17 protein-coding genes and 1 riboswitch are annotated in these 14643 nt (G+C 37.9%); all 17 genes read left to right on the forward strand.

Translation table 11 applies throughout. The annotated features are described in order from the left end of the window. Positions 1-345 precede the first annotated feature (345 nt). The 17 genes from H5119_RS16475 (at position 346) to H5119_RS16555 (ending at position 14639) form a co-directional block, all read left to right on the forward strand. Positions 346-663, forward strand: a complete 318-nt coding sequence (locus H5119_RS16475) for a hypothetical protein (protein WP_077538739.1) — start codon at positions 346-348, stop codon at positions 661-663. Next, a complete protein-coding gene (locus H5119_RS16480; protein ID WP_182702997.1) occupies positions 660-1967 on the forward strand; it encodes a flagellar hook-length control protein FliK in 1308 nt (435 codons plus the stop codon). The genes H5119_RS16475 and H5119_RS16480 overlap by 4 nt, the downstream gene beginning before the upstream one ends. Before the next feature lie 29 nt (positions 1968-1996). Next, positions 1997-2446, forward strand: coding sequence for a flagellar basal body-associated FliL family protein (locus H5119_RS16485; RefSeq protein ID WP_077538735.1), 450 nt, complete (start codon positions 1997-1999; stop codon positions 2444-2446). A 12-nt stretch (positions 2447-2458) separates the two neighbouring features. Then, complete coding sequence (locus tag H5119_RS16490; RefSeq protein ID WP_182702998.1) at positions 2459-3181, forward strand: FliA/WhiG family RNA polymerase sigma factor; 723 nt, start codon at positions 2459-2461, stop codon at positions 3179-3181. Between the two features lie 17 nt (positions 3182-3198). Next, positions 3199-4062 (forward strand): flagellar motor stator protein MotA, encoded by an 864-nt coding sequence (motA, locus tag H5119_RS16495; protein ID WP_077538731.1) that lies wholly within the window; start codon positions 3199-3201, stop codon positions 4060-4062. 2 nt (positions 4063-4064) lie between these two features. Then, entirely contained in the window at positions 4065-5057 is a 993-nt protein-coding gene (locus H5119_RS16500; protein ID WP_077538729.1) for a flagellar motor protein MotB, read from the forward strand. Then, positions 5050-5448, forward strand: coding sequence for a PilZ domain-containing protein (locus tag H5119_RS16505; RefSeq protein ID WP_138585929.1), 399 nt, complete (start codon positions 5050-5052; stop codon positions 5446-5448). Before H5119_RS16500 ends, H5119_RS16505 begins: the two co-directional genes overlap by 8 nt. A 27-nt stretch (positions 5449-5475) precedes the next feature. After that, positions 5476-6399, forward strand: coding sequence for a FliM/FliN family flagellar motor C-terminal domain-containing protein (locus tag H5119_RS16510; protein ID WP_138585930.1), 924 nt, complete (start codon positions 5476-5478; stop codon positions 6397-6399). Next, positions 6392-6730 carry a FliM/FliN family flagellar motor switch protein gene (locus H5119_RS16515; protein WP_077538723.1) on the forward strand — a complete coding sequence of 113 codons (339 nt, stop codon included), beginning with the start codon at positions 6392-6394 and terminating at the stop codon, positions 6728-6730. The genes H5119_RS16510 and H5119_RS16515 overlap by 8 nt, the downstream gene beginning before the upstream one ends. Positions 6731-6734: 4 nt before the next feature. After that, on the forward strand, positions 6735-7487 hold the full coding sequence (gene fliP, locus H5119_RS16520; RefSeq protein ID WP_077538721.1) for a flagellar type III secretion system pore protein FliP: 753 nt from the start codon (positions 6735-6737) through the stop codon (positions 7485-7487). Then, positions 7484-7753, forward strand: a complete 270-nt coding sequence (locus H5119_RS16525) for a flagellar biosynthetic protein FliQ (protein WP_077538720.1) — start codon at positions 7484-7486, stop codon at positions 7751-7753. The genes fliP and H5119_RS16525 overlap by 4 nt, the downstream gene beginning before the upstream one ends. Further along, entirely contained in the window at positions 7750-8529 is a 780-nt protein-coding gene (fliR, locus tag H5119_RS16530; protein WP_077538718.1) for a flagellar biosynthetic protein FliR, read from the forward strand. The genes H5119_RS16525 and fliR overlap by 4 nt, the downstream gene beginning before the upstream one ends. A gap of 3 nt (positions 8530-8532) precedes the next feature. Next, the gene (gene flhB, locus H5119_RS16535; RefSeq protein ID WP_077538716.1) at positions 8533-9663 is read left to right on the forward strand and encodes a flagellar biosynthesis protein FlhB; all 1131 of its coding nucleotides are present in this window, start codon (positions 8533-8535) and stop codon (positions 9661-9663) included. A gap of 16 nt (positions 9664-9679) precedes the next feature. After that, complete coding sequence (gene flhA / locus H5119_RS16540; protein ID WP_182702999.1) at positions 9680-11755, forward strand: flagellar biosynthesis protein FlhA; 2076 nt, start codon at positions 9680-9682, stop codon at positions 11753-11755. A gap of 149 nt (positions 11756-11904) precedes the next feature. Further along, positions 11905-11987, forward strand: a riboswitch (cyclic di-GMP riboswitch). Positions 11988-12087: 100 nt separating this feature from the next. Next, positions 12088-12969, forward strand: coding sequence for an OmpA family protein (locus H5119_RS16545; RefSeq protein WP_182703000.1), 882 nt, complete (start codon positions 12088-12090; stop codon positions 12967-12969). 17 nt (positions 12970-12986) lie between these two features. After that, a complete protein-coding gene (locus tag H5119_RS16550; RefSeq protein ID WP_182703001.1) occupies positions 12987-14300 on the forward strand; it encodes a sigma-54 dependent transcriptional regulator in 1314 nt (437 codons plus the stop codon). 15 nt (positions 14301-14315) lie between these two features. Beyond that, positions 14316-14639: a flagellar hook-basal body complex protein FliE gene (locus tag H5119_RS16555; protein ID WP_182703002.1), complete on the forward strand. Its 324-nt coding sequence runs from the start codon at positions 14316-14318 to the stop codon at positions 14637-14639. Positions 14640-14643: the final 4 nt, after the last annotated feature.

The raw sequence follows: 14643 nt of genomic DNA on the forward strand, positions 1-14643 counted from the left end.
GAAAATTACGCTAGAACTAGGCAAAAATTTTTGTATCTAGTTGTTCTAAATAAAAAATTTTTAACGACGTTATAGTGCAATTTAATTCGTTAAATTGATCAAAGATTTATGCAGTTTGGTATTAGTAAACCTCTTAACCAGAGTTCAGGTTAGTTAACAAAAACCGGCTAATTTTAGCTGGTTTTTTTATTAGTGGTCTGAGTTACTTCCAAGCCACTTCCGCACCGGAAGTTAAGCTTCCGTTTTGAGCAGTTTTTAATGTTTTTATTTATTAAAAACAATGAGTTGCTATTGGCTTGATTTTTGCTATATTTCAATGTGTTTTATTATAGGTTGATACTGTTCATGGATATATCTAAGAAGCAAACTGAGCAAAAAATTGAACAGTTACTTTGCGCTATGGAGCGAGCAGTTCAAGATAACAATTGGTTTAAAGTAAAGGAAGCCGATAAAAAAATGCACTTATTGCTTGGCTTATCTGAAAAAAAACCTTGGTTTGATTCAATAGAGCCTCAGCGTAGAACACTTAAAAAACGCTATACAAAAATTATAAGTGTAATTGCGAAACAGCAATCAGATATCAAAGTGAAAATGCAAAGTCACCAAAATAATAAAGAAGGCATTGAAGCGTATAAAGAACTGAGCGAAGGAAGTGATTTATGAATATTCAACTTGGCAATATTGCATCGAAAGCTGAATTTGATGTTACAAGCAGTAAAAAAATAATAAGTAACGCGAATGCAGTTGATTCTGCTGTTAACGAACCTGCGTTTGACGAGCATGCTTTGTCTACTCAAAAAGAGATGGATGAAAACAGCGCGCAGTTAATTAACGAAGATTCTATTGATGATGATACAGGCGATGAATTTTTGCTTATAGAACCCGTTGAAGTGTCGCCAGAGCAACCGGCTAATCACCCTTTATTAAATTCAATTGGACAATATAAAAGTTCAGGTCTCAACACTTTAAATGAGATACCTTCACTAAGTGCAGAGAGTGAAAACAGCACGGCTATTTTAGATGAGCCCCTGATTGAACAAGCTAATTTACCCGAAACGCCCGTTAATAAAAAGGTTGCAACTGCTTCGCTTATTAATGAGCAAGCCATAAATAGTGCGCTAAATTCAACAAAGTCGCAGAGTGCCCCCGCAACTGTTCAAGTGAATTTAAATGCAGAGCAATCAAACGCAGTTATAAATAACGGCTTCAATGTAGGTAATCTAGATACTGCGGCCCAAATTATTAATACAGAGCTAAATACAGTAACGAAAAATAACAATTTACAGCACTCGGGTATCGCACTTCAAAGTTTGCAAGGGCTACTTCGGCCTTCATCAATACAACCTTCGGTAAATGGCAAGGTTAATTCAGTTGATACGAATATCAGTGAAGTACCTACTCATAAGAGTGATTTGCACAAGCACACACTAAATGCACTACCCAATAGTTTTAGCATTGAAAGCCGTGACTTATTAACTCAAAAAGCAGCTGTACTTAACCCGTTTGCACATAATGAATCCTTAGCTGATACATTCCAATGGCGCCAAGAAAAGCTCAAGGGTGGACCAAATGAGTGGGGGCAACGCTTACTCAATGTGCTAGGTGATAAGGTCAATTTGCAAATAGGGCAGCAACTACAAAAAGCGCAGATCAGATTAGATCCTCCGAATTTAGGGCGAATAGACATTTCTATTAGTGTTGATGGAGATAAAACGTCAGTTAGTTTAATAACCAGCAATCCACAAGTTAGAGATGCGATTGCGCAAACATTGGATCAACTGCGTCAAACGCTTTCTCAAAATGGTAGCGTGTCGGTAGATTTAAATTTTGATGATAAACAACAAGAGCAACAACATAGTGCTAGCGACGAAAAGGTTGCTGAGAATATTTCGTTAGTTGATAACACCGAACAAGACGATGAACTGAGACAAACAGTATCATCAGGCTGGTTAAACAAATTAGTATAACTATTAATATTGGTTAGAGTGAGGTAAATGTGAAGAAAATAATATTAGGCGTTGGCGCTTTAGTTTTGATTATAGGTGCATTTTTTGCTGGTAAATTACTCGATAGTGACTCTAATCAACAAGGAGATGCAGGCTCAACGAATACAGAAGCGAACATAACTGAATCGCAGTACCATGAGATGGAGCGATTTATAATTAGTGTGTCGGATGAGAGTTATGCACGCTACTTAGTGTTGGATCTTGTTTTGGTAATTCCGCCTTATATTGATAATAAAGTATATGCTGCAGAAGCAACCCCATTGTTGCGTAATGTACTGGTAAAGCAATTTGCGAATATGAGTCATGCTGACGTAAAAGCTTTATTTAAAGATATCGATGCAGTCCAAAAACTATTACTAGAGCAATTTAACCTCGTTTTAATAAATAAAACGCCTTTAAGGTTAGATAATGTTCTCGTCACTAATGTATTCATTCAATAGGATACGCTTAGTATGTTGCTGAATGAAGAGTGGGGTGAGCTCACATCAGAGCCCCTCGTGACGCTATCACCGGCAAAAGAAACTGAGTTGTTAACCCAGTATTCTTTTTTGGTAAAAAGAGCGGCAGCGCACATGCGAACACAAGTTGGCGTGCTTGTTGATAACGATGATATTCAACAAATAGGTTTGGTGGCTTTATTATCATCACTCAGGCGCTATGGTCGAGATATAGATGAAAAATTTACCGCTTTTGCATTTAAACGTATTCGCGGTGCGATGCTTGATGAGTTTAGGCGCTTAGATTGGCGACCTAGGCAGTTAAGGCAGCAGTCTCATCAACTTCGTGACATGACACGCACATTAAGAAAGCAACACGGTCGAGAGGCAACAGATACTGAGCTGTGTGATGCGCTTAACATTGAGCATAATGAATTAATTAAACTTCAGTATAGCGAACAAGCAGAAGCTATTGAGAGTTTGGAGAGCTTACTTGAAGATAATCCCAAATTGTCAATTACCTCACCTAGTTCAGAAGATAAAGCCGATACGATATTGATGTTAAAAAAAGCAATGAGCGGGATGAATACCCGAGAAAAGCTGCTTTTACAGTTATATTACACACATGAAATGAATATGAAAGAGATAGCACTCACTCTTGAACTTACAGAAGCTCGAGTTTGCCAGTTACATAAAAGAGCGCTCGAAACACTAACCAAAAAGCTTCAACAAATTTAATATCTGAGGGATAAATAATGCAAAGAGTTATCGGTTTACTAGTAGTGCTAGGTACAGTACTTGGCGGCTTTGCCTTCGCTGGTGGCAATATTGCAACTATGTGGCAGCCAGCTGAATTTGTGATCATACTGGGTGCAGGTATTGGAGCTCTTATTGTGGGAAACTCTAAGTATGTTTTAACTGAAATGTTGAGCCAACTTAAATACCAATTTATAAGTGGCAAAGGAAGTAACACCGCTGAGTTGTACCACGATCTGTTGTTAGTTATTTACTCACTGCTTGACTTGGCTCGCGTTAAAGGGATTAAAGGCTTAGATGAGCATGTTGAAAACCCTGAAACAAGCTCTATATTTCTTGCTTACCCAAAAGTGTATGAATTTCCTCAATTAGTAACATTTATTTGCGATAACTTACGTTTATTTAGTATGGGTAAAATTACATCACATGATTTTGATGCCATGCTGGAGCAAGAAATCTATACAATAGAAGAACAAAAATTAAAGCCTTCGCATGCCCTTGCAAATACAGCTGAGGCGATGCCTGGTTTTGGTATTTTGGCGGCTGTAGGTGGGATTATCATAACAATGCAACACCTTGACGGGGCATTGAGCGAAATTGGTTATCATGTTGCGGCTGCGTTAGTAGGAACATTTATAGGTATATTTGCCTGTTATTGTTTAATTGCGCCTTTAGCTTCTGCGATGGAGCAATATGTAAAAAAACAAATGGCAATGCTTGAATGTGTACGTGCGATGCTTGTTGCTCATGCAAAAGGGCATGTGCCTATTGTTGCTACTGACTCGGGTAGAAAATTAATCAATGAAGAAATTAAGCCTACTTTTACCACTATGGAAGAATGGATAAATAATAAGGCCGCCTAGTTATGGAAAAAAATAATGAAATAATAATAAAAAGAGGCCGAAGAAAAGCAAAAGCGGAAGCGCATGGAGGAGCGTGGAAAGTGGCATTTGCTGATTTCACGTTAGCGATGATGGCTTTTTTTATGGTTATGTGGATTATGGCCATCACCAACGAGTCTGAGCGCGAAGAAATAGCGCATTATATGAGAACTCATTCTGTATTTGATGGTGGTCCTGCTATTTTTGATCCTCAAAATAGTCCTTTCCCTGTTGATCTTGGCGGTTCACCTTCTGTTGTAAAACATTTCAAATCTGGAGATACACCACCTGATTCACCAAAACCAGGTATGAGCGAATTTTTGCAAATACCTAAAGGAGATATAGATCCTAAAGCAGGTAAAGGTAAAGAGTTAAATTCAGTCATTAACAGTGATTTTAAAGCGTCTTCAGAGCTAAGTTTACTTTTGAAAAGCTTTCAAGATTTAACAAAAGAAGACCTATTGAAAAATAACTTATTAGTCGAGGAAGTTCCTTCAGGCTTAAGAGTTATTATTCGAGATGATGATAGCCATAGAATGTTTGAGCGTTCGAAAACAGAAATGACCCCATTTTTTGAAGATTTATTTTTACATCTCGGCGGCTTATTTCAAGGTATTGGTAATAAAATCATTATTTCTGGGCACAGTGATGCAAGTACGTTTAAAGATGGAAGCTCAAGAAACTGGGATCTTTCGGGGGCAAGGGCGCAAGAAGCAAGGCGCGTTATGACTGCCGGAGGCATGCCAATCAACAGTGTTTTACAGGTAAATGCTTTTTCTTCAAATCGTCCTTTAAATAAAGATGATATAACGGCTAGTGAAAATAGACGAGTTGAACTGTTAATTTTAACAAAAAAGGCTGAAAAAGAGCTTAATGAATTGTTTAACAATGATAATATCGACAGCCCAGTAAATAAATCGGCCAGAGCTGCAACAGCGAATAAGCCTGTACTACGTTTAGAAGGTAGTTATGAGTAGTGAATTTGAAACCAAACGTAATTATAAGCGCTGGAATTTAAATCCTAAAGACAACTTTGAGCCAGAAGCTGTTCAGCGAGGTGGGGTTTCTGTTGAGCTATTAAGAAACTTTTTCTTTGATATTTCAATTTGTCACGCGGTTGCAAAAGACATTAGTTTAGGTGGCGTTGGCTTATTGGTTCCAAGTGAAAAAACAATACCAGATACAGTAACAGTTGTTTTTGATGAGCATAGCCGCTTGGTTGGTAAGGTAATGTATCGTCGAAAAGTGAATGAAAAGCTGGCGTTTTTAGGTGTGGAGTGGACGACTAAAAATGATAAAAAACGCAGTACTATAGTCACGCGTTTACAGCAGCAGGCTCAGTATAAAAAAGAGCAAAGATTGAAATGAAAAAAATGAATCAGGAAATGTTTTGATATGCGCAAAAATGTAAATTTTAGGCCGAAATTAATTAAAGCTAAAGATTCTGAAGATGTTACTTCTTTTCCTCTTACTTTAGAGCAGCGTGTTTTAGATTATGCCGCAAAAAAAGCGGATGAAGTAAAAGTAAATATGCGAAAGGTTTTTGAATTAGAGCTTGCTCAGCTTTTCAATGATACTCGCTTTGATATTGATATTTCTCAGTGTAATCATTCGGTGATCAGAAGTTGGTTTAAAGAGTCGCCTCGCATCTTTATTGAGTCACCTTTATTTGTACCAGAAGAAGACTTTGCTTATTTAGCGTTAGATTATAAAAGCGCCCACAAAACAGCCGATCTTTGCCTTGGTGGACAGTTTAATAGTTTAAATCCCTCATCAGATGAGGACGTTGAGCTACCTGCAGAGCTGAGCTCAACTGAAAATAGAATATGTTGCCGTTTATTACAAAGACAGATCCAAGGAATGCAAAACTTACTATTTAAAGAACGCTCCACTTTATTAGGTGAAGTTCAAAAGTATGAAGAGCTTCCAGATCCATTAAATTATTTGGCTTTTAAAGTGCGCTTTATTTTAGAAAATGAAGTTATAAGCTGGTTTCTTTGGCTGCCAATTACCTTCTTTAGCGATAAAACAAAGACAATTAGTCATAAAAAAAGTAATGCAGAACACCTTTCTATGGACGCTTGGCCGCAATTTGCAGTACAAGGCAAAATAGAAATGGCAAAGAAGAAAGTGACCCTTAAACAGCTAAAAGAGTGCATGAATGGCAAACTTTTGCCGATTGAACTTAATGAGCCGGCATTGTTTAAACTCGGTAATAAAAATATTTTTAAAGGCCAGGTTGTAGAACAAGATACAGGCCTAGCATTTCAAATCACAGAATTAACAAATAAAGAAACGAGTAGCATAAATTATGAATGAAAATCTTGATAACGCTTTAGCTGGTTTAGACCTAGATGCAATGGATGACTTTGAAGGGAAATCGATAACACAAGGAAATGCTGAAAATATGTCTTTTTTTCAAGATGTTCCGTTATTAGTTACTTTAGAAGTTGCCAGTACCGAAATTACACTAGGCGAATTGAGCCAGGCAAAAGATGGTGATGTTTTAAGGCTAGACAAAGTTGCAGGTGAACCTTTAGATGTTAAAGTAAATGGCATTTTCTTTGCTAAAGCAGAAGTGGTTATGACGGAAGGACAATATGGTCTGAAATTCATTACAAAAAAAGCTTCTGAGCAAGAGGAAGCGTAATCAAATGAATAAAAGCGTAATTTTAAAAGCCAGCTTAGTACTATTATTACTATTAGTACCAGGTTGGCTAAATGCTGAAGAACTTACGCTATTTTCTTTAAAGGATACAGCGCAGGGGCAGGATTATAGCGTCAAGTTACAAATCCTGTTACTGATGACTGTGCTGAGCTTGATCCCCGCTTTATTGATGGTACTTACTTCTTTTACTCGAATTATTATTGTACTGGCCATTTTAAGACAGGCTATGGGGCTTCAACAAAGCCCTCCAAATAAAATTTTGATTGGAATATCACTCATGCTAACCATGCTCATTATGAGACCGGTCTGGCAAGATATGTATCAAAATGCGTATAAACCCTTTCAGGCTGAAACAATTGGCTTAGAAGAAGCATTATTAACAGCAGAGAAACCACTGCGCGCTTTTATGCTAAGGCAAACTCGTGAAAGTGAGCTAAGACAAGTTTTGCTAATCGCAAATGAGCCAACCACATTAACAGCTGAAGAAATTCCTTTTGAAGTTTTGATGCCTGCTTTTGTACTAAGTGAATTAACAACCGCTTTTCAAATTGGGTTTATGTTATTTATTCCATTTTTGATTATAGATTTAGTGGTGAGTAGTGTTTTGATGTCGATGGGTATGATGATGCTATCGCCCTTAATAATTAGTTTACCCTTTAAATTAATGGTGTTTGTTTTAGCCGATGGTTGGTCGATGATTGCCGGTACATTAGCCGCTACATTTGGTATGTCGCCATGACACCAGAAATGTCTGTAGAACTTATTGCCAGTGCAGTGTATACAATTATTAAACTAATATTGGTTTTGATTGTGCCTGGGCTTATTTTGGGTATTGTTGTTGCAATAATTCAAGGTGCAACATCAATCCAAGAACAAACCCTTACTTTTTTACCAAGAATGTTACTGACGTTGTTAATGATTGTTTTTGCAGGACATTGGATGTTACAGGTAATGATAGACTGGTTTGATAAACTCAAGTTTATGCTTCCAGGGGTGTTTGGTTGAGCTCTCTTTTATCATTGTCTGCTGCTGACTTAGTGAGTTGGATTGGGACTATGTGGTGGCCATTTGTTCGCTTTTCAGCGCTACTATGGTCAATGCCTGTTTTTGATAATCCTGCAGTGACACCTCGTTCAAGAATAATGCTTTCAATGATGCTTGCTTTTTTGGTGGCTCCTCAGTTACCGCTTGCTCCTGCAATAGATATATTCTCTTTAGATGCGGTTATTTTAACGACCGAGCAAATTATTTTTGGTGTAATGATGGGGTTATCATTACGGATCCTGTTTGAAGTTATGGCAATGATAGGCTTAATACTGTCTATGCAAATGGGATTATCTATGGCACTTGTTATGGATCCCGGTAGCGGAAATCAGGTGGCATTATTAGGACAGTTATTTTGGATAATGTGCGCTTTATTATTTTTTGCAGCGGATGGGCATCTAATCACACTCAATGTAATGGTCGAAAGTTTTACACTGTTCCCTATCGGTAGAAGTATTTATGAGTTTAATATTCAATCAATAATTATGTTGTTTGCTTGGATGTTTTCTTCAGCTCTATTGCTTTCTATGCCCGGGATTATTGCGATGCTATTAGTTAATTTAACGTTTGGTGTTGCGAGTCGAGCAGCTCCTTCTTTAAATATATTTGTGCTGGGTTTTCCTATGTCTCTGCTAATGGGGTTTTTCTGTGTTTTTATGACATTGGAATACACTGGAAGCTCTTTTTCTTCACTAACTTACTATGTTTTGTCTACGTTTACGGAGGCTATGAGATAAGTTATGTCTGAAGATAGCTCCCAAGAAAAAACAGAACAACCCACAGAAAAACGTCTGAAAAAAGCTAAAAAAGACGGACAAGTCGCAAGATCGAAAGAGTTGAATACGGCTATTTTACTCATGGTGGGTATTTCAGGTTTACTTTGGTTTGCCAATTTATTTTATAAGCTATTTGCAGATTTAATGAGCACAAGCATGCAGCTTGATCATAATATTATTAATAACACAAAAATGATGCCGATTGCTTTAGCGCAAGCCGTGCTGGATATGTTATCCACGTTAACGCCTTTTTTGCTTTTAATGTTCATTGCGATGTGGATCACAGGGTGCTTACCTGGTGGTTTTGTTTTTTCAATGTCACTCGTGGCTCCAAAATTTAGTAAATTAAACCCTTTGAAAGGGTTAGCTAAAATGTTTGGCATACAGTCATTAGTGGAACTGGTTAAGTCGATATTAAAAATTTCGCTGCTTGCTATCTGTTTATATACGTTTTTGACCAAATTGTGGATGCAGCTCATGTTTTTGCAAAATTTGGATGTGAAAGTGGCAATAGGGCAGGGAATTGAACTTTTGTTTTTATCGTTAATGATAACAGTCACTTTACTGTTATTTATTGCTGTAATTGATGTTCCTTTTCAGCAGCATCAAATCTCTAAAAAAATTAAAATGACGCACCAAGAGGTCAAAGAAGAGCGGAAATCTTCTGATGGTAGCCCTGAAATAAAAAATAAAATTAGGCAAATCCAGTTTCAACAAGCAAATCGTAAAGTTGAAGAGCGAGTACCTACTGCCGATGTTATTATAACTAACCCAACACATTATGCGGTTGCAATAAAGTACAGTGAAAGTGCAGCCAAAGCACCTTATGTAGTCGCTAAAGGTGTGGATGAAATGGCTTTAAGAATTAGAGAAGTCGCTCGTCAAAATAATAAAGAGGTTATAGAGTTGCCCGCTTTAGCGCGTGCAATATACTTTTCGACCCGAATAGATCAAGAAGTGCCTAACGGTTTATATACAGCCGTTGCTTATGTTTTAACTTATGTAATGCAGTTAAAAGCCTATAAACAAGGCCGTGGGCAACCACCTGCACCTTTACCTAAACTAAAAATTCCTAAAAACTTACAAAAATCTTAGATGTTGGAGTCATAATTTGAACTGGCGCAGTTTTACTCGACCTTATACAGCTATTCCCGTAATACTATTAGCGATACTTTCAATGGTTATTTTACCATTGCCAGGTTGGTTACTGGATGTGTTATTTACTTTTAATATAGTGCTTTCAATTATAGTACTCTTAGTGGCTGTTTCGACCAAAAAGCCGCTCGACTTTTCTGTGTTCCCTACTATTTTATTAGTCGCGACGTTAATGAGGTTAACCCTTAATATCGCCTCTACTCGTGTCGTATTATTGCATGGTCATGAAGGCTCAGATGTAGCAGGGCGAGTTATTCAAGCATTTGGTGAAGTTGTTATTGGCGGAAACTATGTTGTTGGTATCGTTGTTTTCGTTATTTTAATGGTTATTAACTTTGTTGTAATCACCAAAGGTGGTGAACGAATTTCTGAAGTGGCTGCGCGATTTACACTCGATGCAATGCCAGGTAAGCAAATGGCCATTGACGCAGATTTAAATGCGGGTTTAATTGGTCCTGAACAAGCAAAAGAAAGACGGTCAAATATAGCTCAAGAAGCTGACTTTTATGGTTCGATGGATGGTGCCTCTAAATTTGTTCGTGGCGATGCAATTGCCGGTTTAATTATCCTTGTAATTAATTTACTGGGTGGCGTTTCTATCGGGGCATTTCAACATGGCCTTAGTTTAGCCGAGGCGTTTCAGCGTTTTGCATTACTCACTATCGGTGATGGCCTTGTAGCACAAATTCCTTCTTTATTACTTGCTGTAGCGGCCGCAATCATTGTTACGCGAATGAATGATGAAGGCGATGTCAGTGAAACAGTAGGGAAGCAGCTTTTAGCTTCACCTCGGGTTATTTTAACTGCCGCCTTAATTATGGTGGTTTTAGGGATTGTACCAGGAATGCCTACCGTGGCATTTTTGGGGTTCGCAGCGCCTCTATTTTATGTAGCGTGGCGCTTGCAAAAATCACAACCCACCTCAGATTTACTTGAAGCAGAACAAATAACTGACACTATTTTAAGTGAACAACAAGCTAGCTTAGAGTGGCGCGATATTTCTCACGTCGATAAATTGGCGGTTGAACTTGGTTTTCGTCTCGTTTATTTAGCAGATAAAGATAAAGGTGAGGAACTTGTCAAAACATTGCGTGGGGTGAGAAAAAACCTTTCTGAGCAACTCGGTTTTTTACTACCAGAAATTAGAATAAAAGATAATTTAAAGTTAAATCCTCAAGAGTACAAAGTTAATCTAGCGGGCGTAGCGGTGGCAAATGGCCATTTGAATGCAAAAGAGTTACTGGCACTCAATACAGGTGATGTGTACGGAACACTCGATGGAGAAATAACCACAGATCCGGCCTATGGGCTTGAAGCCGTTTGGATAAAAGACGACAGTAAAGCAAAAGCTTTGAATATGGGGTATTCCGTTGTCGACTTAGGCACGGTTATTGCTACGCATACCGGCAAGGTAATTAAAGATCATTTAGATGAGTTGTTTAGCTATGAAGATGTGCAAAGATTAAATGAGCGTTTAAAAGAAATATCGCCAAGTTTAGCTGAAACATTTGAAAAAGCGTTACCCACTAATCTGCAGTTAAAAGTTATACGCTTGCTGTTAAGGGAGCATATAAGTATTAAGGACATTGTAACTATTGCAGGAACCTTAATTGATAGTGTTGAAGTAACAAAAGATCCGATTCTATTAGTATCTGATGTGCGCTGTGCCTTGCAAAAAGTATTAGTAAAACAGGTTATGGGTAATCGAGATGAGCTGGCAGCATATAGCCTAGATGAGAAACTTGAAAGCACAATGCAAAGTTCGTTAGATCAAGCTATGCAAGCGGGCAAGGTCTCATTAGATAGCTTTCCTGTTGACCCTAATTTGTTAGGGCAGTTTCAGCGCATGATGCCGTTACTTGTTGATGATATGAAATCAAGAGGTGTAACGCCTACTTTAATCGTAATTCCTCAGCTTAGGCCTCTTTTGGCCAGATATGCTAAAACGTTTACGAAAGGTGGGTTAGTTGTTCTTTCTTATAATGAAATTCCTGATTTTGTAAGAGTCGATATATTAGGTTCTCTGGGATAATAATAAAGTTCTAGCTTTTATGAACCAGTAATGAATTAAATGCAATTATGTTTGCATTTAATAATAATTAACTATAGTCTAATTGTTGGCTAGGCCGTACGCATTAGTGTTGCCTAGCAGGTATTCTATTTAGAATCGGAATATTTAAGAGAATTAAATGGCAAACTTCACGAAAGTGTAGGACGCAAAGCTACCAGTCTAAGGTGTTAACTAAGATCGTGGGGCCACATTAACTTAGTGATAGTGTTTGGTGCTATAACTGCATTCAATACATTTCGCTGTTTATATTATAAAGACCAAGTTGGTCCGGTTTAATGTTGTATGGAATACTCATGGGTAATATATTTTTAAAAGTTAGAGTTTTTACTTTTTTTTGCATTGTTATTTTTACGATTAACAAAGTAACAGCAGCAGAGCAAAGTTTTATTCAAAATTATGAGCAAGGGTTTTGGTCAGCAAAAGAAACGTCTTTTTTTTGTAGCCTAGAGCAAACCTTCGATAGTTATGCAAAACTAGAAATAGTTAGCGTGCCTGCAGAGCCTCAAAAACTGGTTTTTAATTGGTTACTATCAGATAAAAAAATAACCGATATCCAAATCCTTTCTAGAAAAGCTGATTGGCAATCAAGTCGCGTATCCCCCCCTCAACTGAATTTTTTCTCCGCTGACATAAATAATAATACGGTTGTATTCGATGCAGACGTTAGCACTTTGCTGCGTGTTATAAAGCAAGGTGGTTGGCTAGACAGCGTCATTGGTTTTGGCGATGAGCAAGTTCGACTTACTTTTACAAATACAAATAGTAATCTTGTAATTGATCAATACCAGCACTGTTTAACAGAGCTATCTCCGCTGTCTTGGCAACAAGCGAGGGATTATGAAATATATTTTGAAACCGGTAAACGTATCGTCGAAAAAGCGGCTGACTTAGCTTTTTTGAAAGATTTAGTACGTTATATATCGCTTGATACAAAGGTGACCAAAGTAATGATTGATGGTCATACCGATAACGTAGGGTCGCCTTTAGCAAATCGACTACTTTCTAAAGAAAGGGCTGATGATATTGCATCTCGCTTGGTTGAGTTTGGTTTGCCTAAAAATATGTTAGAGGTTCGAGCTCATGGTCAACGTTACCCTGTAGTAGAGAATTCAAAGGTAGGACGAGAGTCTAACCGTCGTGTTTTAATTCGTTTGTTCCGAGATACGACTAAATGAGTTTTGTAGAGGATAACATGAGCCAAAAATACCTTTTATGGATCAGTGAACAACAGCCAGATGTTGAGTTTAAGCAAACGGTTGTGTCTGAAGGTTTTAAATTTTTATATACAGACTCCGTAGCTGATGCTGTTAGTTATTGCATCAGTAATAAACCAGAGCTCATTTTTGTTGATGCCGATATTCAACAAATTGAATTAGTCGAATTTGTGAAGCTTTTGCGCAGAACTTGCCCTATGACCCAAGTCGTTTCGCTTGTTGATTCATCGCAAAGTGAGATCGCATCAAAAACAATCAATGTTGGTGGGGCTGTCGACTACTTATTAAAACCATTTTTTGAAGAACAACTTAAAAACACTATCAGAAATGCGAATTCGATGAAGCATGGCGTTGAGGATTTAATTGCTGTTTCAACAAAATCTCAACAAGTGCTTCGTTTAGCTAATCGCGCTGCACAAACCTCAGCCAGTGTGTTAATCACAGGAGAGTCGGGAACAGGTAAAGAAAAATTAGCCCTTTTTATTCACAAAGCATCAGAGCGCGCAAATAAACCTTTTGTAGCGGTTAACTGTGCTGCTATACCTGAGAATATGCTTGAAGCAATGTTATTTGGCTACAACAAAGGCGCATTTACTGGGGCTGTAAACGCGCAACCGGGTAAGTTTGAATTAGCTAATGGCGGAACAATTTTACTTGATGAAATTACCGAGCTGCCACTTGATTTACAAGCAAAATTATTACGTGTTTTACAAGAGCGAGAAGTCGAAAGATTAGGTAGTCATCAAAAAGTTCACCTTGATATTAGAGTTATAGCCGCTTCAAATAAAATTTTAAGAGAGCAGGTCGAAAAAGGCGCTTTTCGAGAAGACTTATTTTATCGCTTAGATGTGTTACCACTAAGCTGGCCTGCACTTCGTAATCGCACAGACGACATAATACCTTTAGCTCATTACTTTATAAAAAAGTATGGTACGTCTGAATTTAATATTAGTAAGCAAGCTGCGGATGTCATGCTTTGTTATAACTGGCCAGGGAACGTCCGAGAGCTTGAAAATGTTATGCAAAGAGCCCTCGTTATGGCACGGGGTGTAGAAATTCAATCCGATGATCTTAATTTGCCTCATTGCTTAGTTCCGGCAGCGAGTTTTTGCTCATCTCAATTAAAAGAAAATAAAAAACAAGCTGAATTTGACTACATATATAGTTTGTTAAGCCGCTTCAAAGGTCACCGAACTCAAACAGCCGATGCGCTCGGGGTTAGTACTCGAGCATTAAGATATAAACTTGCTGCTATGCGTGAATACGGCATAGACATAGATGCAATCGCATAATTTAAGGAAACCCTAATGTCACCGATCGAAAGTCAACGAATGATGCTTGGAAAAATGACGGAAATGCAGCAGTTAGCTGCTTCCGATCGAATTGAACCAAATCTTATCCCTAATTCAGATGTGAGTATAAGTGAAGATTTCAAATTTGTTGTGCGCTCTATTAATGAACAACAAAATATCGCCGGCGATATGATGAAAGCTGTTGATACTGGGCAAAGTGAAGATGTTGTTGGTGCTATGGTTGCAAGCCAAAAGGCAAGTTTAAGTTTTTCAATGCTGATGGAAATGCGCAATAAAGTACTCAATGGCATTGATGATGTAATGCGAATGTCGTTGTAGAGGT

The organism is Pseudoalteromonas sp. SG45-5 (assembly GCF_014164085.1).
GTDB classification, from domain to species: domain Bacteria; phylum Pseudomonadota; class Gammaproteobacteria; order Enterobacterales; family Alteromonadaceae; genus Pseudoalteromonas; species Pseudoalteromonas aliena.